Below are 19,743 nucleotides of genomic sequence, written 5' to 3'. Positions count from 1 at the left end.
CGTGAAACTCAAGCGTTATCTCCTGGTCGCCAAGCCGGGCATCATCTTCGGAAACCTGATCGCGGTGGCGGGGGGATACTTCCTCGCCGCTCGCGGCAGCGTTGACCCGATGCTGCTGCTGGCCACCGTGATCGGCCTGTCCCTGGTCGTTGCCAGCGGTTGTGTGTTCAACAACTGCATCGACCGCGACATCGATCGCTTCATGGAGCGTACCCGCAGCCGTGTCACCGTGACCGGGCAGATCTCGCTGAAGGCCGCCCTGGCCCACGGTGTGGTCCTCGGCGCGGCGGGCTTCGGCCTGCTGGCGTGGAAGACCAACGTGCAGGCGACCCTGCTCGCTGCGTTCGGCTTCTTCGTCTACGTCGTGCTCTACAGCCTCTGGCTCAAGCGCAGTTCGGTCTACGGCACGCTGGTCGGCAGTCTCTCCGGAGCCATGCCGCCGGTGGTGGGCTACTGCGCCGCCAGCGGTCACTTCGACATGGGCGCGGCGGTGCTGCTGCTGATCTTCTGCCTCTGGCAGATGCCGCACAGCTACGCCATCGCGATCTTCCGCCTCAACGACTACCGCGCCGCCGGGATTCCCGTGCTGCCGGTGGAGCGGGGCATCGAAGCGACCAAGAAGCAGATCCTCTACTACGTCGTGGCCTTCGGCCTGGCGACCCTGCTGCTGACCGTGACCGGCTTCGCCGGCTACGGTTACCTGGTGGTGGCGCTGGCCGTCAGCGCCTGGTGGCTGTTCATCGCGGTGAAAGGCTTCAGTGCCGAAGACGATCGCCGCTGGGCCCGCCAGTTGTTTGCCTTCTCCATCATCGCGATCAGCGTGCTGAGCCTGATGATGTCCATCGACTTCCAGGCCATCCCGGCCCAGTCGATGCTGGCGGCGCTGTAAGGCTGCTCTGCTGCAACGAAAAAGCCGCCCCTCGGGGCGGCTTTTTTGTGCCTGGGATTTCTCAGCGACGGTTTTTTGTAGGAGCGAGCTTGCTCGCGAACCGCCCCAGCGTTGGAGCTGCCGGAAGAGCGTTCGCGAGCAAGCTCGCTCCTACAATGGGGTGGCTCCCTCGTAGCAGCAACTGACTTTCTCGGGAAGCCCGTGCCGATGCTTTCCCCTCTCCCCAGCCCTCTCCCGGGGGAGAGAGAGCAGTCCGTACCGGCTGACACCCAGGATTCATCCTGCACCGAACGTTCCCCTTTCCCCTTGGGATAGGGCTAGGGTGAGGGACGGCCCAAGCGCAGAGGTATCTCGCAGGAGCGGGCCCCGTCCGCGATGCTGGTGTAAACGGCCCAATGAAAAAAGGCGGCCACCATGCGGTGGCCGCCTCTCTCTATCCCGCTGGATCAATGCAGCTTCAAGCGCGGCTCCGTACTGCGCCCGATCCGATCGGCAATCATCAGCAACGCCGTGCGGAACGGCCCGTACAGCGCCATCTGGTGCATGCGGTAGAGCGATACATAGAACATCCGCGCCAGCCAGCCTTCCAGCTTCACGCTGCCCATCAGGTTACCCATCAGGTTGCCCACCGCGCTGAAGCGCGACAGCGAGATCAGCGAGCCGTAGTCGGTGTAGCGGTACTCCGGCAGCGGCTTGCCATCGAGCTTCGCGACCAGTGCCTTGGCCAACAGCGAAGCCTGCTGGTGAGCGGCCTGGGCGCGCGGCGGCACGGTGCGCTCGCTGCCATCGCCCAGCGGGCAGGCGGCGCAGTCACCGAAGGCGAAGATGTTGTCGTCGCGGGTGGTTTGCAGGGTAGGGCGCACCACCAACTGGTTGATGCGATTGGTCTCCAGGCCGTCGATGTCCTTGAGCAGGCTTGGTGCGCGGATGCCTGCTGCCCAGACCTTCAGGCTCGCCGGAATGAACTCGCCTGCTGCCGTGCGCAAGCCGTCGGCCGTCACTTCCTGTACCGCCGAACCAGTGGCTACGCGTACGCCGAGCATCTCCAGCGTCTGGTGCACCGGCTGGCTGATGCGTTCGGGCAGCGCCGGCAGCACACGTGGGCCGGCTTCGATCAGAGTGATGCGCATGTTCTGCGGCTGGATGCCGGTCAGCCCGTAGGCCGCCAGTTCCTGCGCCGCGTGGTGCAGCTCGGCGGACAGCTCGACACCGGTGGCGCCGGCACCGACGATGGCAACGCTGATCTGGTCGTCCTTGTCCTGCCCGGCGTGGGCGCGCAGGTAATGGGTGAGCAACTGCTTGTGGAAGCGCTCGGCCTGCTCGCGGGTATCCAGGAAGATGCAGTGGTCCGCGGCGCCTGTGGTGCCGAAGTCGTTGGTGGTGCTGCCGATGGACACGACCAGCGTGTCGTATTCCAGGCTGCGCGCCGGCACCAGCTCCTCGCCCTGCTCATCGAGCGTGGCGGCGAGCTGAATGCGCTTGCTCGCGCGATCCAGGCCATCGAGGCGGCCGAGCTGGAATTCGAAGTGGTTCCATTTCGCCTGGGCGACATAGTTCAGCTCATCCTCCGAGGAGTTGAGCGAGCCAGCGGCGACTTCGTGCAGCAGGGGTTTCCAGATGTGGGTGAGGTTGGCGTCGACGAGCGTAATGCGCGCCTTGCCCTTTTTACCCAGGGTGCGGCCGAGACGGGTCGCGAGCTCCAGCCCGCCGGCGCCGCCGCCGACGATCACGATACGATGGGACATGGTGCATTCTCATAGCTTAAGGAATCCTGTATCGGCCCGTGGCGGCACGGCGCTCACGCAAGGTAGGCCAGGAGGCGGCTCAGCAAACCCAGGGCGATGACCACAGCAAGCAAGGCCCCCATCATCAGCCAGGGCTTGAATGGCGCACGCTGGACCTGGTGTACGGGGGAGCTGAGGTACTGATCGACCTTCTGCTGGTCTTCGGGGCTCAGGCGACTGGGCATGGGCGGCCTCCGTTTATAATGTCGAGCATTCTAGTAGGGCTTGCGCGGCCTCTCAATGCGCCGCCGATCAATGCAGCATTGCATGAGCGCCTATTTACAGGCCGACGCCCATGTCGAAAAGGATGCTTCGGCCCAGGCTACCGCGCAGGAAATCCGGGGCGTCACTGTGGGCGAACAGCACACGGGCGAAGGTCGGGCCGACCACCGACAGTGAGCGCCAACCCTGGCGCAGGTACTCGGTAGGCGGCGGAAAGGGTGTGTTGAAGTCCGGCGTCTCGCGCTTGAGGCTGACGAAGGCGAGCAGGTCCAGTTCGCGCGGGTCGATGCCGCGCTCGGTGTAGTTGTGTGCTTTCTTGCGCAGCGTCGGTGCCAGCCGCGCCTGCAGCTCCGCGCAGGGAATCCGCCGCGGCCGCTGCTCACGGCGGATCAATTGGTTGATGCTCTGGGCCATGCGTCGGCGCAACAGTTCTTCCTTCCACTCCTCGTTGAGCCGGCGGCCCTGGTCGAGAACGAAGAACACCTCGAAGGTTGCATCACGAAACAGCACGTCCGGTGGCTGCTGGGTTGGCGCAACGAAATCTTCCTGGCGATACGGCACCTTCAATGCCTGCAGCAGTCGCTGGCAGGCCCAGCACTCCCGTTCCCACTTGCGGGCATTGGAGAGGAAGTCGTTGGCTTGTTCCGCCTGGCGCGTCAGCAGGCGCAGATAGTCGGACTCGTTCATGCCTCAAGCATAGTTGCTGCGAAGCGCGGGCGGGTGGCAGAGGCGCGTGTAGACTGTTGCCAATCGTTGATGCAAGGGCTGAGGGGGAAGCGTGAAACGACTGTTGAGCGGGTTGCTGTTGATGGTGCTGGCGAGCCTGGCGACGGCGCAGGAGTCGCCAGCCATCGGCTGGACGCTGTTGGACCAGTTCGACAAACCCTACACGGCGAACGCCGATCTGAAGGTATTGCTGGTCGCCCACGACATGGCCGGTTCGAAGCTGGTAAAAGCGGCTCTGGCGGATCGTCCGCAGGGTTACCTGGAGTCGCGTGGCGCCGCTTTCGTCGCTGACATCAGTCGCATGCCGGCACCGATCTCGAGCATGTTCGCCATCCCCGCCATGCGTGACTACTCCTATCGCGTGCTGCTCGACCGCGAGCCGCGCGTGGCCAGTCGCTTCCCGGCCACGGCAGATGCGGTGACCTGGTTGCAGCTGGAACAGGGCAAGGTCGTCGCCAGCCACAGCTTCGGCTCGGCAGATGCACTGCGCCAGGCGCTGGAGCGGGGCACGCCGTGATCGCCGCACAGCTGCTGTCCGAAGAAACCCTCGAGCTCGGCTGGGCGATCTACTTGCCCGTCGTCGCCTGGGCCATCTGGCGCGCGCCGTGGCTGGAACTGGTCAGCGATTTTCGCCGCCAGCACCTGGTGTTCGGCACCATGCTCGGACTATTCCTGCTCTGGCTGGTGCGGCGGGACTTTGCTTCCGGGGTGTCTTTCCATTTCATTGGCATGACCGCCGTGACCCTGTTGCTGGATTGGCCGCTGGCAATCATCGTCGGGCTGGTCGCGCAGATCGGCCTGTGCCTGATCGACCGACAGGATTGGGCCGCCATCGGTGTCAACGGCATCCTGCTGATCCTGATTCCGGTGCTGATCACTGAAGTGGCGGCGATCCTCGTCGAGCGCCGGCAGCCGCGGAACCTGTTCGTCTACATCTTCTGCTCGGGTTTTTTCCCGGCGGCACTGGCGGCGGTCTGCAGTCTGTTGCTGGGGCTCGGCCTGCTGTGGATGGACGGGTTGTTCCCGATGCCGGCGTGGATCGAGGATTTCATCGGCTACCTGTGGCTGATCATGTTCCCCGAGGCCTTCATCAACGGCACCATCGTCACCGGGCTGGTGGTCTTCTATCCGGACTGGCTGGAAACCTTCAACCGCACACGCTACCTGCAGGCTCCGTGGAAGGATGATGATGAGTCGCGCTGATGCGCGACCATCGACCGCCCGCATCGTCCGCGTGATTTGATCCAGGTCAGTTCGGGAACCTCCTACGATCAGGGAAGCTTGGCCCCCCATTCGCAAGGAGATTGCCGATGAGCATTCACAGCTGGGCCGAACAACGCCTCCACGAACTGCTGATCGAAGCCGAAGCGGCGGGCCAGGACCCGCAAATGGCCTTGCGCGCCATGCTCAGCGCCGTGGTGCGCGCCAATGCCCAGGTGCGCACTCAGGAGGATCTGGCGCACGAGTTGCAGTTCCTCGCCGACAACCTGGATGACGAGCGGGATTACGCCTTCATGCGTCCCTGATTGAAAACCCCGCACCCGCGGGCTTTTGCTTTTCTGTAGGAGCGAGCTTGCTCGCGAACAGCCCACGCTCATCGGTTGCCGGGAGAGAGTTCGCGAGCAAGCTCGCTCCTACAAAGAACCCTGTGGCCTGGAGCAAAGGTTCGCCCACAAAAAAGCCGCCTTTCGAGGCGGCTTTTTCCTTACGGCTCAATGCCCGCGCGGCGGTTTTTCCAGATCGCCGGAGAACAGCTCGTCCTCCTGGTTATCGCCGGGAATGGCGTGTTCTTCCGCGGCCCAGGCGCCGAGGTCGATCAGCTTGCAGCGGTGCGAGCAGAAGGGGCGGAACTCGTTCTTGGCGTTCCATTCAACAGGGGCGCCACAGGTGGGGCATTCCACGTTCAGGGGTTGGCTCATGGTTGTCCTCCACGCAGGCCTAGATAGAACTGATGCAGACGCTCGACCTGCTGATGCAGGTGGCTGAGGTCGCCATCGTTAAGCAGCACGTCGTCGGCGTGCTTGAGTCGGTCATCGCGCAAGGCCTGGGCCTTCAGAATCGCACGGACCTGTTCTTCGGACACCTGATCGCGGCGCATCGTGCGCTCCAGTTGCAGGTGTTCGGGGGTATCCACGACCAGCACGCGCTGGGTCATGCGGTACTGCCCGGACTCCACCAGTAGCGGCGACACCAGGATGGCGTAGGGCGATTGCGCCTGCGCCAGGTTGCTGGCGATCTCCTGGCCAATCAGCGGGTGCAGCAGTTGCTCCAGCCAGCGACGTTCGTCTTCCGCCTTGAAGATGCGCTCGCGCAGGGCGGCACGGTTGAGCTGGCCGTCCGGCAACAGCACGGCTTCGCCAAAGCGTTCGACGATCTTCGCCAGGGCAGGGCGGCCAGGCTCGACCACCCAGCGCGCGGCGTGGTCGGCATCGACCATGTGTATACCCAGCGCGGCGAAATGCTCGGCGGCGGCGCTCTTGCCGCTGCCAATACCGCCGGTGAGACCGAGGATCCAGGGTTTCATGCTTCTCCTTTCAGCCGGCCCGGTGGCCGTCCAGATGCGCCGACGAAACTCGGCGCGGGAGAAGGCTAGCGGAAACCGGCGAACTGCAGATAGGTCGCGGTTATTTGATCACCCCAGAGCAGCGCAATCCAGCCGGCGATGGCCAGGTAGGGACCAAAGGGGATCGGCGTACTGGTTTCGGCGTTGCGCAGGCGCAGCATGATCACTCCCAGCACAGCACCCACCAGCGACGACAGCAGGATGGTCAGCGGCAGCACCTGCCAGCCCCCCCAGGCGCCGAGCATGGCCAACAGCTTGAAGTCGCCGTAGCCCATGCCTTCCTTGCCGGTGAGCAGCTTGAACAGCCAGTACACCGACCACAGGCTCAGATAGCCGAACACCGCCCCCCAGAGTGCATCGCTCAGGTTGGTGAGCAGACCGAAGTAATTGACGATCAGGCCCAGCCACAACAGCGGCAGCACCAGGGCGTCCGGCAGCAACTGGTGGTCGACGTCGATCATGCTCATCGCCAGCAGGCCCCAGCTCAGCAGCAGCATCGCCCCGGCCTGCCAGCCGAAGCCGTAGTGCCAGGCGATGAAGGCCGAGAGTGCGCCACAGGCCAGCTCGATCAGCGGATAACGCTTGCTGATCGGTGCCTTGCAGGACGAACACTTGCCACCCAGAACCAGCCAGCTCACCACCGGGATGTTCTCCCAGGGCTTGATCTCGTGGGCGCAGTGCGGGCACTGGGAGTTGGGAAGGACCAGGTTGTAGGTCGGACGCTTCTCGTCCTCCGGCAGGCCCAGGGTCTCCCGCGCCTGCTGCTGCCAGTCCAGCTCCATCATCCGCGGCAGACGGTGGATCACCACATTGAGGAAGCTGCCGACCAGCAGACCGAGGAGGGTGGCGCACAAAACAAAGGCCAGCGGAGTGCTGGCCAGGAACTCGAGAACAGGCATGGATTAGACGACAGCGCCCAGTTGGAAGATCGGCAGGTACATGGCGATGATCAGGCCTCCGACCAGAACGCCCAGGACAGCCATGATCATAGGCTCCATAAGGGTGGTCAGATTGTCGACGGCATTATCGACCTCTTCCTCGTAATAGCTGGCCACTTTATCGAGCATGGCGTCCAGCGAGCCCGACTCTTCACCGATCGATGCCATCTGGATGGCCATGCTCGGGAACACACCAGTCGTGCGCATCGAGAAGTTGAGCTGCGTGCCTGAGGAGACGTCCTGCTTGATCTTGTTCACTGCGTTGCGGAACACCACGTTGCCGGTTGCGCCGGAAACCGAGTCAAGCGCCTCGACCAGTGGAACGCCGGCAGCAAAGGTTGTTGACAGCGTCCGGGCGTAACGCGCTACGGCGGACTTGTACAGGATATCGCCGACGATCGGCAGTTTGAGGATGGTGCGGTCTGTCCCGTCCCTGAATTTTTCCGAGCGGCGGTGGACTTCTCGCAGAACGAATGCAATGACGAATATTCCTATCAGGAAGACAAACCACCAGGCCTGAAGAACTTCAGAAAGAGCGATTACCATTTGCGTAAAGGCTGGAAGTTCTGCTCCGAAACTGGAGAAAACGCTTTGGAACTGCGGAACCACCTTGATCAACAGAATGGACGAAACGATCACCGCCACGACGACTACCGCAATTGGGTAGGTCATGGCTTTCTTGATCTTGGCCTTGAGCGATTCGGTTTTTTCCTTGTAGGTGGCGACCCGGTCCAGCAACGTTTCCAGGGCACCGGATTGTTCACCGGCATCGACAAGGTTGCAGTACAGGTCATCGAAATACATAGGCTTCTTGCGCAGCGAGTTGGCCAGGCTGTTACCTGCGGCAACCTCCTGTTTGATCTCATCTACCAGTTTGCGCATGTTCGGGTTATCGAAGCCTTCGCCAATGATGTCGAAAGACTGCAGCAACGGAACGCCAGAGCCCATCATGGTCGCCATTTGCCGGGTGAAGAGCGCGATGTCCATGGGCTTGATCTTCTTGCCGGCGCCCAGCAGGGAGATGCCCTTCTTGCGCACCTTGATCGGGTTTATCCCCTGCTTACGCAACTGGGCCTTGATCAGCGCAGTGTTGACCCCGGAGAGCTCCCCTTTGACCTTGCCGCCCTTGCGATCAGTGCCTTCCCAGGTAAAGACACTGTTCTTCAATGCTTTTTCCGCCATGGATTAATCCTTGGTCACGCGGTTGACTTCCTCGAGGCTGGTAATGCCTTGCATGGCTTTCAGCAGGCCCGAGGTGCGCAGATCGTTGAAGCCTTCTTTGCGGGCTTGCTCGGCGATCTGAATGGAGTTGCCCTCCTCCATGATAATGCGCTGCAGGGCCGGAGTGATTTTAACCACTTCATAAATACCTAAACGCCCTTTGTAACCATTCTTGCAATTTTCACACCCTACCGGGGCGTAGAGTTTGAAGGTGCCGATTTTTTCTGCCGGGAAGCCTTCGTGAAGCAGCGCTTCCTGCGGGACATCATGCTCTTTTTTGCAGTGTGCGCAGAGTTTGCGTGCCAGTCGCTGAGCAATGATGAGGTTAGTGGAGGTTGCCAGGTTGAACGAAGCAACTCCCATGTTGAGCAGGCGAGTCAGCGTCTCGGCGGCACTGTTGGTGTGCAGGGTCGACATCACCATATGGCCGGTCTGGGCGGCCTTGATGGCAATCTCGGCGGTTTCCAGGTCGCGAATCTCGCCCACCATGATCACGTCAGGGTCCTGGCGCAGGAAGGCCCGTAGAGCCTGGGCGAAGTCCATGCCTTGGCGCGGGTTGACGTTGACCTGGTTGATGCCCTCCAGGTTGATTTCCACAGGGTCTTCGGCCGTGGAGATGTTGATGTCCGGTGTGTTGAGGATGTTCAGGCCGGTATAGAGGGATACGGTCTTGCCCGAGCCGGTGGGGCCGGTCACAAGGATCATGCCTTGCGGCTGCTTTAGCGCGTCCAGGTAAAGTTGTTTCTGCGCTTCCTCGTAACCCAGCGCATCGATGCCCATCTGCGCGCTGGCGGAGTCGAGAATCCGCATCACGATCTTTTCGCCCCACAAGGTGGGCAGCGTGTTGACGCGAAAATCGATGGACTTGCTCTTCGACACGCGCATCTTGATGCGCCCGTCCTGCGGCTTGCGCCGTTCGGAGATGTCCAGGCCGGCCATGACCTTCAGGCGCGCGGAAATTCGGCTGGCCAACTGGATCGGCGGTTTGGCCGTCTCATGTAGCATGCCGTCGGTTCGGAAGCGTACCCGGTAGATTTTTTCGTAGGGCTCGAAGTGCAGGTCGGAAGAGCCGCCCTTGATGGCGTCCAACAGCATCTTGTTGACGAAGCGAACCACCGGGGCGTCGTCGGCATCGCCGCCGATCGCCTCCTCCTTCTGTTCGCCACCGCCTTGCTCGATGTCCAGGCCATCAAGGTCGACATCGCCCAGGTCATCCAGGCCACCAGTCACGCTTTCGAAGAGTTTATCGATGGCGTCTCCGAGCTTATCGTCCTCGACGAGAATGGCTTCCGTGGTCAGGCCGGTGCTGAACTGCACGTCGGTGATGGCCTGGTGATTGGTCGGGTCCGATAGTCCCACGAAAAGCTTGTTGCCCCGCCGCCAGAGCGGTATGACGCGGTGCTGGCGGACCAGCTTCTCGCTGATCAGCTCCTTGGGGATGCTGTCCTTATCGATGGCACTGAGGTCGCAGAAGGCCACGCCGAACTGGTCGGCGGCCAGCTCCGTCAGCGGCTTGCTCTTGACCAGCTTGTTCTGCACGAGGTAGGTGACCAGCGACAGTTTGTTGCGCTGCGCCTGCGTTTGTGCCTGTTGGGCGCTTTTCTCATCAAGCAGCTCGGCAATCACCAGTTGGCGAGCGAGCCCGGACAGTACGACTTGATCGTTCATTGCAAGTGGCCACACGAGGAGTTGTGTGCCTTATATCGTAGATGCTCTTGGGTGCCAAATGTGGAAGTGGCTTCTGCCAAAAAATGTCACTTCCTGCGTAATTTCGTTTTTGTTTGTATGTGATTTCTGTTCTGACGCTCGATTTTTGGCGGTTTGAGTGTTTGGCATGGAAGCTGCTTTCCGGAAGACAGGTCCTACGACCTCGTCTAAAAACCTGGAGAGAAATATGAAAGCTCAAAAAGGCTTTACTCTGATCGAATTGATGATCGTTGTTGCGATCATCGGCATTCTGGCCGCCATCGCTCTGCCGGCCTATCAGGACTACACCATTCGTGCTCGCGTGAGCGAGGGCCTGGTTCTGGCTTCTGCTGCCAAGACCACCGTAGCGGAAAACGCTGCAAACGGCAGTTCTCCGCTGAGTGCTGGGTGGACCGCTCCCTCCCAGACCAAAAACGTTTCCAGCGTTTCTGTCAGCGGTACTAACGGTGAAATTACCGTCAACTACATGGCTGCTGCGGGCAGTGTGGTGCTGAAACTGACCCCGTCTTCGGGTGGCTCGGCGTTGAGCGCAGGCACCGTCCCGACTAACGCCATTACTTGGAAGTGCTCCACTACTTCTGATACCAAATACGTACCTGCCGAGTGCCGTTGATAGCTGTTATTGACGCAACTACGTAAATGGTAATGAAAGGCCCTCTTAGGAGGGCCTTTCCGTCTCTGGTAAGGGTTAGCAGCAAATGCAGAAATACTGGTGGTGGGGTGTCCCCTGTCTTGCCCTGCTTGGGGTAGCGCTTCTATATTGGCCAATCAACTCGCTTGGATATGTTTGGGACGACACAACACTATTTCTGGATAGCCCGCTGTTGCGCAACCCGGAAAATATCTGGGTCTCTCTAAGTACACAACTACTTCCCGGGACAACGTATTTTCGCCCTGTAGTTTTGCTGACATTTATTTTGGAGTTCAAGATATTCGGTGTTCGTCCGGATGTCTCACATGGTATTAATTACGGGATTTTTCTCGTCAACTGTGTTTTAGTTTTCTTGCTTGCGTGGCGAGTGGGGCGAGCACGGGGTGCGCGAGCTCGGATGCTCAGGGCAACTCTTGCTGGCTTGCTTTACGGTTGTAATCCGGTGTTGCTTGAATCGGCAGCCTGGGTGTCAGGGCGATTTGATTTATTGGTTACCGCATTCGTCCTGCTGGGACTGTTGAGTCTTTCTTGCTTTCATGGGGTTGTGCGAAATATTATTGTTTCAGCGGTATTTCTCCTTGCAGTTTGCTCCAAGGAAATGGCAATCACCTTCCCTGTCTTGGTTGTTATTTGGCTCTGGTTGGAACAGACGCCCGATAAAAGGGGGTGGGCGCGATTTAACGCTCTCTGGGTGAGTGAGAATCGTAGCGTTCTTTTCTGCCTTGCGGCCGCCTTCTGTTCTTACTTGGCAATGCGGCTCTGGATTTTTGATGGGCTATATAACAGTGATAGTTCATTGGGCGGGGACATCGTTGCACGTTCCGCGTTTGTTGGCCAAACAATCTGGTTTTATGTTCACATGGCCATCTGGCCATTTTCTGATCTGAGTCCGATCCATCCATTTGATCCGAATCTCATGACAACGACCCAGCGTGCCATGGGGGTGTCGATTTTGCTGATATTCATCGGCACGCTGGCACTAATGGCTCTTAGAGGTGGTCGGGTCGCTTTGATTTTACTGTGCGGCCTGATTTCCCTCGCGCCCGTTCTCAATATTGCTCCATTGCTGATTAGCGGAAATATTGGTCAGGAGCGATTTCTTACATTGCCTGTTGCATTCCTGGCACTGGCTTTAACTCAACTGAATATTGTTTCGAAAAAATTATCAGATGCGATGCAGAGAGCTTTGCCTTGGCTCGTGAGTGCTCTTGTCTGTATTTGGGTTGCACTCGGTGCTTTGAATGTCCACTTGAATGCTCCGTTATGGGGGAGCGAAGAGTCTCTATGGGCTTGGGCGTACGAGAAGGTTCCAGAGTCAGATTATGTGCGATTCAACTACGTTGCTTCTTTGCTTTTCTATCAGAGAGAGGAGCAGGCTGAGCGAATGCTCGAGGAGTTTGAGAAGGGCGCTAGTGGTTTGTCTAATCGATTGAAGGCTTTGAAGGGGCAGATGCTTGTTCGCAAAAAGCGTTACCAAGAAGGTTTGGCTCTGCTGGATGCCGGATTGGTAGGCGAGTATAAGCCGCATGAAGATATCATTCGTAAAGGAATTGATATTAATAAGACTGAAATCGTTGTTAATGGTTATGCCAGTTCTTGGTATCTTCGATTTGTATATGGTGCAAAAGCGGAGGCATATCTGTATCTAGAGGATTACGACGAGCTGAATAAGAGTTTGGATATTATGAATTTCTATGACTCAAGCTATGCTGTGATTCCTATGTATCGCGCTTTTGGTGCTTATGCGCAGGGTGATATTGCATTAGGTGATCGCCTCTTTGCAGAGTCTATTTCGAAGTTTTCGAAGCCTGTGGGAGAGTCCGCATACGGTGTTCGTGTCGATTTCTTTAATCGGTTCTGCGAGACACGATCTAGCCTGTTGATGTGTCGAGAGAGAGAAAGCATCCTTTCTTCTCATGGTGGGTGAGGCGTAGGTCTCGAATTATGAATGGAGATGGTGGTATGGCAGATTTTATTCCATTTAATAAGCCCGCTATTGTCGGTCGTGAGCTCTACTACATCGCGCAGAGCATCATGATCAATCAGCACGCGGCGGGAGACGGCCCGTTTACCAGCCAGTGCCGAGAGTTTCTCCAGGATCATTTCCAGCTACCTACTGCGCTGTTGACCACGTCCTGCACCACAGCGCTCGAGCTCGCAGCCTTGCTGCTTAATATCCAGCCGGGTGATGAAGTCATATTGCCGTCCTACACCTTCGTCTCCACTGCCAACGCTTTTGTGCTGAGAGGGGCGAAGCCCATCTTCGTTGATATTCGCCCCGACACGTTGAATATTGATGAAAGCAAGGTGGCGGCAGCGATTACATCGCGAACCAAGGCAATCTGCGTTGTCCATTACGCTGGAGTGGCCTGTGAGATGGATACGTTGCTCGCCATTGCCAAGCGCCATGGTATCCCTCTGGTTGAAGATGCTGCTCAGGCAGTCAGCTCTCGTTATAAGGGGCGTTACCTCGGAGGGCTGGGGGTGTTGGGCGCGTACAGTTTCCATGAGACGAAGAACTTCATTTGCGGCGAGGGTGGTGCGCTCATAGTCAACGACCCCGCCTATGTTGAGCGCGCGGAAATTCTGCGGGAGAAAGGGACCAATCGATCCAAGTTCTTCCGTGGTGAAGTGGACAAGTATACCTGGGTCGACCAGGGCAGTTCGGCGTTGAGCTCCGATATACTTGCTGCTTATCTCTTCGCTCAGCTGGAGCGTCATGAGGAGATCACCGAGCGAAGAAGAGCTATTTACGATCGCTACGCCGAACAACTTGGAGACTTGGCCAAGCGTGAGTGTTTGCAGCTTCCGTACGTGCCAGCGGAGTGTGACTCGAACTATCACATGTTCCACATCCGCACCCGCGATGCGGAAACCCGCAGCGACTTGCTACAGAAGTTCCGGGAAGCTCGAATTCACGCGGTTTTCCACTACGTGCCGCTGCACACCTCGCCGATGGGGCAGGAGCTTGGTTGGCGCGAAGGTGATCTGCCTGTAACCGAACGGGTGAGCGATACATTGATTCGTTTGCCGTTCTATTTCGATCTTTCCGAGGCCGATCAGGATCGCGTCCTGAGTGTGCTCCATGACTTCTATGGACGCTCTGCCTGAACCTTGATTTCTGGATAACTCTTGATGCGATTGGCTATTGGCTGGCTGGCTGCTCTGACTGCAGCATTTCTGATTTCAGTCCCGATCTGGTTGCCTGATTTCCCTCCTCTGGTGGACCTTCCCCAGCATGCCGCCAACCTGGAACTGGCACGGCAACTGATTCTTGGCGCTTCTGATTGGCAGAAGCTGGTACAGAATCAGTGGTTTACGCCGTACTACGGTTTCTATCTACCGGCGTTCGTGCTGAGTCTCTTCCTTTCGTCCGTTACGGCGGCGAAGGTCGTCGCTGCTGTCTCGATGCTGTCCATTCCCGCCGCCGTCGCGGTGGTCTTGCGCAGGCGGGCTCTTTCTCCCTGGCTGGCATTGCTGGTGGTGCCCGGTCTGTACGGCTTCGCCTTCCAGTGGGGCTTCGTCAGCTTCATGGTCGCCTGTTCGGCGCTGGTGCTGGGGATCGATGCTATCGAGCGCTATTTCGAGAGCGGTGCTCGCCAAGGGACGGCAGCCATTGCGGCCTATAGCATTCTGCTTTTTTTCCTGCACGCCTATGCCTACGGTCTGTTCATGGTCATTTATGGCGTGCGTTGGCTTACCTGCTCCAGAGCGCTGCGCGCCGTGCTGGTGGCGTTGCCATCCGGTATTCTCGCGCTGGCCTGGCTGGCCTGGGCAGCGCAAGGTCCTGCCCAGGCAAAGCAGCCTGTCCTCTGGGATCTGGGTTGGGGTCGCATCGGGCAATTGATGCGCGATCTGCTTGGGGTGGACTTCGGCGGTGCTGAGCAGTTGCTGGGGTTCGCGATCATTGCCCTGATCTGTCTCGGCGTGGGTGGCTCCAGGTTGTCGAGAAGCCCCTGGCGATTGCTGCCGGTTCTGATTGTCGTGGCGGCCTATTTTGTGTTGCCCAACCGGGTCATGGGGACGTACTTCACCTATCAGCGATTCTCGATATTCATACTTCCGCTGCTATTGCTGGCGCTGCAGCCTCGGCAACTGCCTGCTGCTGAGGCGGCATCGCCCGGGGGCACATTAGGTGGCTTGATCGCCGGCCTGCTGGTTGCGCTGGTGCTGTCCATACAAGGGGCCAAGGCCTATCAATTCGATCGTGAATCGGCCGGATTCACGCCGATACTCAAGGCTATTCCCGAGCGACAGCGGGTTCTGTATCTGGCATTCGATCCCCAGACACTCTGGTACAGCGCGCCTTCCTATTTGCATTTTGCACAGTGGTATGGGGCACAGAAGAAGGGGTTTGTGGAGTTCAACTTCGCGTCCTTCTATGGTTTGCCAGTGGTGTACCAGCCTCCGGCAGGCGCGCTGGCGCCCCCCAACATTGAGTGGTTCCCAAACCAGTTCAGATGCGACGCTCCCTATGTGAAGGAGTTTGGCTATGTACTGGTCAAGGCTGAAATCGATCTGGGGGAGATGTATTTCGACGACCCCCGTTGCGGACTATCGCTCATGCAGTCAGGCGGTGGCTGGTGGTTGTATGGCCACAAGAAAGGCTAGCCAGCCTTTTCGTTGAAGACGTAGAACTTCGACACCAGGAATAGAAATACCGCGATGACGGGAATGCTGCCGGCCTGTACCAGTTGGTGTGCGAACCCCAGTCGATTGCTGAGCACTTCGATGAGTGCGAGGTTGAGTAGGTAACCGGCCAGTTGAGCCAGGGCATAGCGGCCGCCTGCCCGAGTCAGGCGGCCTCCATGCTGAAAGGTGAACCTCCTGTTCCCGATGAAGGCTGCCGTGGCGCAAACGGCATAGATCAACGTCACCGCCATTTCAGGCCTGACGCCCCAGTGGGTAATCAGCAGATAGGCAATGTAGCCGGTGAGGTTAGTCAGTAGGCCAACTGCCAAATATGTCGTGAACTGTCGGGAAATGCTCATTCGGCGAACTAGCCGCCCTCTTCAGGCATGTGGCGAAGACAAGTACGCGGCTTCCAGTTCCAGAAGGTCGCGCTTGCGATCCTTCAGCTTCCGCCCAGGACAGCCGAAGTACACGGACCAGGCTTCGGAGCTTCGCGTCATCATGGTCATGGCGCCTACGGAGGTGCCTTCGGCCAGGTGTACTCCAGGAAAAATAATCGACTGAGTGCCGACGATGGAGTGGCGCCCGATCGTGATTGCTGCCTTGATTTCCTTCTTGTACTGATCCGGTACCGTCGGGTTGGTCAGCGTTCGACCGGAATAATCATCGCTCTGTGTGAAAACGTTGCAGCCGTAGGCGAGACCGGAGAAGTCTTCCATGGTAATTCCCAATTCACCGCCGGCGAGATTGCAGAATACGGCGATGTGTACGTTGCGCCCGATACTGACCTTGCCTGAAAGGACGCAGAAATCATCGATCCTGGAATGATCGCCAATCTCTATCTGGTCATGGTTGTAAATGCTGGCAAGCTTGCTGAGCCGAACGTTCCTGCCCAGGCTTTTGAAGCCGAGGTTTGCCATTTCTTCATCGGAATAAAATGCCATCTGGATTTCCTCAGGATTCTGGCTCGTGCCGATGGATGTCCCTGACGATGGTGTAGGGGCGCTGCTTGATTTCGCTGAATATCTTTGAAAGATAGATGCCAACGACACCGATGAAGCAAATGATCATGCCGCCTACCAGCCAGATGGATGCCATGACAGAGGTCCAGCCCAGTAGTGGTGTTGTGAAGAACAACCAGTTGACGATCAGATAAAGGGTATAAAGCAGAGCAGCAGAGGAGATCATGGCGCCGATATTGAATACCCAGACCAAGGGTGCGTTGCTGAATGAGGTGATGGCATTCACCATCAGGGATAGTTTTTTCCTCAGCGTGTAACTGGTCTGGCTGCTGCTTTTCTTGCCGACGACTTCGGCTACCTGGTCGAAGCCGGTAAGGTGCCAGAGGCCGACAATGAATACCTCCCTTTCCCTGTGTTGCAGCAGCGCATTGACGTAGCGGCGGCTCATCAGCCGTGCAGTCACGACATTCTGCGGCAGTGCGTCGCCACTCAGGCGATTGAGCAGCCAGTAGAAGAGGCGTCCACTAATGCGTTCAAACCAGCCGCCCTTGCGAGTTTCCTGTACACCGTAAACAACATCGCATCGTTTTTCCGCCATGATTTCGGCGAAAGTCGAGAGCCACTCCGGCGCCTCTTCAAGATCGCTATCGATCAAGAAGATTCGCTCGCCCCGTGCGTGCGCCAGTCCGGTCATCATCGCTTTGTGGTGGCCGAAGTTTCGAGAGAGGTCGACTACGACGACATGAACGTCACGTGCTACCAGCTCGCGTGCGATTCTCAAGCTTTCATCAGGCGATCCGTCGTTGACCAGTACGATTTCATATTCATCCCCGACCAGTTGACGTGCAGCTTCACTGGCGCGGTGGTGAAACTCGAGTAAATGAGGGGCGGACTGATACATCGTGGCAACGATGGAAAGTTTCATGCACAAGCGCTCTGGGAAATTCTGACGAATCCTATCCGGATGTATCTGGAAAATCGCAAGATGATTACACAAAAAGATCAGCCGGCACCTTCCTCATGCCATTGATTGGCGGGAGATTGTGGTCATTTCGCGCGGGTATTGAATGGCCTTCCGGCCGGGTGCTATCTTTCGCGCCACCGCGCCGGTGTAGCTCAGTCGGTAGAGCAGCTCATTCGTAATGAGAAGGTCGGGGGTTCGATTCCTCTTACCGGCACCATCTTCAGCAAAAAGCCCCGCTTTCGAGCGGGGCTTTTTGTTTTCCGGCGGCTGAAAAGTCAGGCGTAGCCGTTGGGGTTCCGGCTCTGCCAGTTCCAGGCGTCGCGGCACATGTCTTCGATATCGCGGGTGGCACTCCAGCGCAGTTCGTTGCCTGCCAGGGCAGGGTCGGCGTGGTAGCTGGCGATGTCGCCGTCGCGGCGGGGCAGGAACTGGAACGGTAGTTCGCGGCCGCAGGCTTTTTCATAGGCGCGGATGATTTCCAGCACGCTGTAGCCGCGGCCGGTGCCGATGTTGAAGGTCTTTGCGCCGCTGGCGCCGTCCAGCCAGCGCAGGGCGCTGAGGTGTGCGCTGGCCAGGTCGGCGACGTGCAGGTAGTCGCGCACGCCGGTGCCATCGGGAGTGGGGTAGTCGTTGCCGAATACGCGGATGAAGGGCTGCTTGCCGGTGGCGACCTGGGACACATAGGGCATCAGGTTGTTGGGGATGCCGTTGGGGTCTTCGCCGATGCGGCCGCTGGTGTGGGCGCCGACCGGGTTGAAGTAGCGCAGGATGGCCATTTTCCAGTCGGGATCGGCGTTGGCGATATCGCGCAGGGCGATTTCCGCCATCAGCTTGGACTGGCCATAGGGGCTGGCGGGGCCGGTGGGGGCGTCTTCGCGGATCGGGCTTTCGGCAGCCAGGCCGTAGACCGTCGCCGAGGAGCTATAGATGAAGCGCTTCACTCCATGGCGCTGCATGACCTGGCAGAGGGTGACGGTGCCGGTGAAGTTGGTCTGGTAGTAGGCGATCGGATCGGCCACCGATTCGGCGACGGACTTCAGGCCCGCGAGGTGAATGGTGGCGGCGATCGGGTGCTCGCGGAACAGGCGGTCGAGTACGGCCTCGTCACGGACATCGCCTTCTATGAACGGAATGTCCTGGCCGGCCAGCTCGCCGATGCGCTGCAGCGGGATAGGCGAGCTGTTGCTGAGATTGTCGAGGACAATCGGGTGGAAGCCCTGCTCGATCAGCTCCAGGCAGATATGGGAGCCGATGTAGCCACAGCCCCCGGTCAGCAGAATCCTTTTGGTCATGATCGCGCTCTTGCTCCCTTCGCTGTTCGCCGATTCGTGAGCGTCTGAGTATGTCAGAGGCTCGTGAGTCGGCACTATCGAGGGCGACGTGACCGTTTCGGCAGGTCTGGAAAGTCGTACGAAAACCTACAGGCTCAGACGCATCGACAGGTCCAGGGCCTTGATGTCCTTGGTCAGGGTGCCGATGGAGATGTAGTCCACGCCGGTCTCGGCAATGCTGCGCAGGGTGCTTTCGGTGATGCCGCCGGAGGCCTCGAGCTTGGCGCGGCCGGCGGTGAGCGCGACGGCGGTGCGCATGTCGTCCTGGCTCAGCTCGTCGAGCATGATGATATCGGCGCCCGCGTCGAGGGCCTGACGCAGCTCGGCGAGGTCTTCCACTTCGATCTCTACCGGCTTGCCCGGGGCGATACGGTGGGCCGTTGCGATGGCCTGGGCGATCCCGCCGCAGGCGGCGATGTGGTTTTCCTTGATCAGGAAAGCGTCGAACAGGCCGATACGGTGGTTATGGCAGCCGCCGCAGGTGACCGCGTACTTCTGCGCCAGGCGCAGGCCGGGCAGGGTCTTGCGGGTGTCGAGCAGTTTCACGCCGGTGCCGTCTACCAGGTTGGCATAGTGGCGGGCGCGGCTGGCGGTGCCGGATAGTAGCTGGAGGAAGTTCAGTGCGCTGCGCTCGCCGGTCAGCAGTGCACGGGCCGGGCCCTCCAGGGTGAACAGGGTCTGGTCGGCGCTGACCTGTTCGCCATCGCGGACCTGCCATCGCACCTGCACGCGCGGGTCAACCTGGCGGAAGACCTCGTCGACCCAGGCGGTGCCGGCGACGGTGGCGTTCTCGCGGGTGATGATGCGGGCACTGGCATCGCGCTCGGCAGGGATCAGCTGGGCGGTGATGTCGCCGCTGCCGATGTCTTCGGCCAGTGCGGCGCGGACGTTGGCCTGGATTTCCGCGGAAAGCTCGGCGAGGGTGAGGTTCGGCATGGAGGACTCCTGTTCGCAGTGGCGCGATTATACGGAGGAGGCCGGCTGGCGGGCAGTGCTCCGATCTTTTTGCGTCGCCGCTCGATTTGTCTGACGGACGGCGGCTTTCCTACTGTGAATTTCTTCAAGAATGCGTGAAATGTCTCTTGGTTGTGTAAGAAGCTTCCCTATAATGACGTTGAAGATTTCCGCTTTTTGACGCCACGAATTTGACGT

General features: G+C 59.1%; 21 protein-coding genes and 1 tRNA gene. 9 read left to right on the top strand and 13 right to left on the bottom strand.

The features are described 5' to 3' along the window. Position 1 precedes the first annotated feature (1 nt). Complete coding sequence (cyoE, locus tag N5C91_RS18235) at positions 2-889, top strand: heme o synthase (RefSeq protein ID WP_081517366.1); 888 nt, start codon at positions 2-4, stop codon at positions 887-889. Positions 890-1,335: 446 nt separating this feature from the next. On the opposite strand, the gene N5C91_RS18230 is transcribed toward cyoE, so the two are convergent. The 3 genes from N5C91_RS18230 to N5C91_RS18220 all read right to left on the bottom strand — a co-directional run bounded on the left by N5C91_RS18230 (position 1,336) and on the right by N5C91_RS18220 (position 3,582). Next, complete coding sequence (locus N5C91_RS18230; protein WP_279831036.1) at positions 1,336-2,634, bottom strand: NAD(P)/FAD-dependent oxidoreductase; 1,299 nt, start codon at positions 2,632-2,634, stop codon at positions 1,336-1,338. Positions 2,635-2,687: 53 nt separating this feature from the next. Beyond that, positions 2,688-2,858 carry a DUF3094 domain-containing protein gene (locus N5C91_RS18225; protein ID WP_017516731.1) on the bottom strand — a complete coding sequence of 57 codons (171 nt, stop codon included), beginning with the start codon at positions 2,856-2,858 and terminating at the stop codon, positions 2,688-2,690. A 94-nt stretch (positions 2,859-2,952) separates the two neighbouring features. Next, positions 2,953-3,582: a DUF1780 domain-containing protein gene (locus N5C91_RS18220; RefSeq protein ID WP_169941845.1), complete on the bottom strand. Its 630-nt coding sequence runs from the start codon at positions 3,580-3,582 to the stop codon at positions 2,953-2,955. Between the two features lie 121 nt (positions 3,583-3,703). Here N5C91_RS18220 and N5C91_RS18215 point away from each other — a divergent pair, with 121 nt between their 5' ends. The 3 genes from N5C91_RS18215 (at position 3,704) to N5C91_RS18205 (ending at position 5,147) form a co-directional block, all read left to right on the top strand. After that, positions 3,704-4,138 (top strand): FAD/FMN-containing dehydrogenase, encoded by a 435-nt coding sequence (locus N5C91_RS18215; protein WP_236200630.1) that lies wholly within the window; start codon positions 3,704-3,706, stop codon positions 4,136-4,138. Continuing rightward, positions 4,135-4,824, top strand: coding sequence for an energy-coupling factor ABC transporter permease (locus tag N5C91_RS18210; RefSeq protein WP_279831034.1), 690 nt, complete (start codon positions 4,135-4,137; stop codon positions 4,822-4,824). Before N5C91_RS18215 ends, N5C91_RS18210 begins: the two co-directional genes overlap by 4 nt. A gap of 107 nt (positions 4,825-4,931) precedes the next feature. Beyond that, positions 4,932-5,147 (top strand): hypothetical protein, encoded by a 216-nt coding sequence (locus N5C91_RS18205; protein WP_279831033.1) that lies wholly within the window; start codon positions 4,932-4,934, stop codon positions 5,145-5,147. Between the two features lie 186 nt (positions 5,148-5,333). On the opposite strand, the gene yacG is transcribed toward N5C91_RS18205, so the two are convergent. From yacG to pilB, 5 genes are all read right to left on the bottom strand, one after another. Next, positions 5,334-5,540: a DNA gyrase inhibitor YacG gene (gene yacG / locus N5C91_RS18200; protein WP_279831032.1), complete on the bottom strand. Its 207-nt coding sequence runs from the start codon at positions 5,538-5,540 to the stop codon at positions 5,334-5,336. After that, positions 5,537-6,145 (bottom strand): dephospho-CoA kinase, encoded by a 609-nt coding sequence (gene coaE / locus N5C91_RS18195; RefSeq protein ID WP_236175757.1) that lies wholly within the window; start codon positions 6,143-6,145, stop codon positions 5,537-5,539. The genes yacG and coaE overlap by 4 nt, the downstream gene beginning before the upstream one ends. A gap of 65 nt (positions 6,146-6,210) precedes the next feature. Continuing rightward, positions 6,211-7,083 carry an A24 family peptidase gene (locus N5C91_RS18190; protein WP_279831031.1) on the bottom strand — a complete coding sequence of 291 codons (873 nt, stop codon included), beginning with the start codon at positions 7,081-7,083 and terminating at the stop codon, positions 6,211-6,213. Positions 7,084-7,086: 3 nt separating this feature from the next. Further along, on the bottom strand, positions 7,087-8,304 hold the full coding sequence (locus N5C91_RS18185; RefSeq protein WP_279831030.1) for a type II secretion system F family protein: 1,218 nt from the start codon (positions 8,302-8,304) through the stop codon (positions 7,087-7,089). Positions 8,305-8,307: 3 nt separating this feature from the next. Beyond that, positions 8,308-10,011, bottom strand: a complete 1,704-nt coding sequence (gene pilB, locus N5C91_RS18180; RefSeq protein WP_279831028.1) for a type IV-A pilus assembly ATPase PilB — start codon at positions 10,009-10,011, stop codon at positions 8,308-8,310. A 226-nt stretch (positions 10,012-10,237) separates the two neighbouring features. Here pilB and N5C91_RS18175 point away from each other — a divergent pair, with 226 nt between their 5' ends. The 4 genes from N5C91_RS18175 (at position 10,238) to N5C91_RS18160 (ending at position 15,313) form a co-directional block, all read left to right on the top strand. Next, entirely contained in the window at positions 10,238-10,663 is a 426-nt protein-coding gene (locus N5C91_RS18175) for a pilin (RefSeq protein ID WP_279831027.1), read from the top strand. Positions 10,664-10,748: 85 nt separating this feature from the next. Beyond that, positions 10,749-12,629: a hypothetical protein gene (locus N5C91_RS18170; protein WP_279831025.1), complete on the top strand. Its 1,881-nt coding sequence runs from the start codon at positions 10,749-10,751 to the stop codon at positions 12,627-12,629. A 35-nt stretch (positions 12,630-12,664) separates the two neighbouring features. Further along, entirely contained in the window at positions 12,665-13,813 is a 1,149-nt protein-coding gene (gene rffA, locus N5C91_RS18165) for a dTDP-4-amino-4,6-dideoxygalactose transaminase (RefSeq protein ID WP_279831024.1), read from the top strand. Positions 13,814-13,837: 24 nt separating this feature from the next. Continuing rightward, entirely contained in the window at positions 13,838-15,313 is a 1,476-nt protein-coding gene (locus N5C91_RS18160) for a hypothetical protein (protein ID WP_279831023.1), read from the top strand. On the opposite strand, the gene N5C91_RS18155 is transcribed toward N5C91_RS18160, so the two are convergent. From N5C91_RS18155 to N5C91_RS18145, 3 genes are read right to left on the bottom strand one after another with little or no spacing between them, the layout of a single operon-like run. Further along, the gene (locus tag N5C91_RS18155; protein ID WP_279831020.1) at positions 15,310-15,693 is read right to left on the bottom strand and encodes a GtrA family protein; all 384 of its coding nucleotides are present in this window, start codon (positions 15,691-15,693) and stop codon (positions 15,310-15,312) included. The genes N5C91_RS18160 and N5C91_RS18155 overlap by 4 nt on opposite strands. A gap of 21 nt (positions 15,694-15,714) precedes the next feature. Beyond that, positions 15,715-16,278, bottom strand: a complete 564-nt coding sequence (locus N5C91_RS18150; protein ID WP_279831019.1) for an acyltransferase — start codon at positions 16,276-16,278, stop codon at positions 15,715-15,717. 10 nt (positions 16,279-16,288) lie between these two features. Then, complete coding sequence (locus N5C91_RS18145; protein WP_279831017.1) at positions 16,289-17,221, bottom strand: glycosyltransferase family 2 protein; 933 nt, start codon at positions 17,219-17,221, stop codon at positions 16,289-16,291. Between the two features lie 180 nt (positions 17,222-17,401). Here N5C91_RS18145 and N5C91_RS18140 point away from each other — a divergent pair. Continuing rightward, positions 17,402-17,477: transfer RNA gene (locus N5C91_RS18140), tRNA-Thr, on the top strand. A gap of 58 nt (positions 17,478-17,535) precedes the next feature. Here N5C91_RS18140 and galE read toward each other — a convergent pair. Then, on the bottom strand, positions 17,536-18,552 hold the full coding sequence (gene galE / locus N5C91_RS18135; protein ID WP_279831016.1) for a UDP-glucose 4-epimerase GalE: 1,017 nt from the start codon (positions 18,550-18,552) through the stop codon (positions 17,536-17,538). 126 nt (positions 18,553-18,678) lie between these two features. Then, positions 18,679-19,527: a carboxylating nicotinate-nucleotide diphosphorylase gene (gene nadC, locus N5C91_RS18130; protein WP_279831015.1), complete on the bottom strand. Its 849-nt coding sequence runs from the start codon at positions 19,525-19,527 to the stop codon at positions 18,679-18,681. Positions 19,528-19,743: the final 216 nt, after the last annotated feature.

Origin of the sequence: Pseudomonas sp. GD03903, from assembly GCF_029840045.1 — a bacterium.
Lineage (GTDB): Bacteria > Pseudomonadota > Gammaproteobacteria > Pseudomonadales > Pseudomonadaceae > Pseudomonas > Pseudomonas pseudonitroreducens.
Note: the sequence above shows the minus strand (reverse complement) of the source record. Positions and strands in the feature narration are given on the sequence as shown.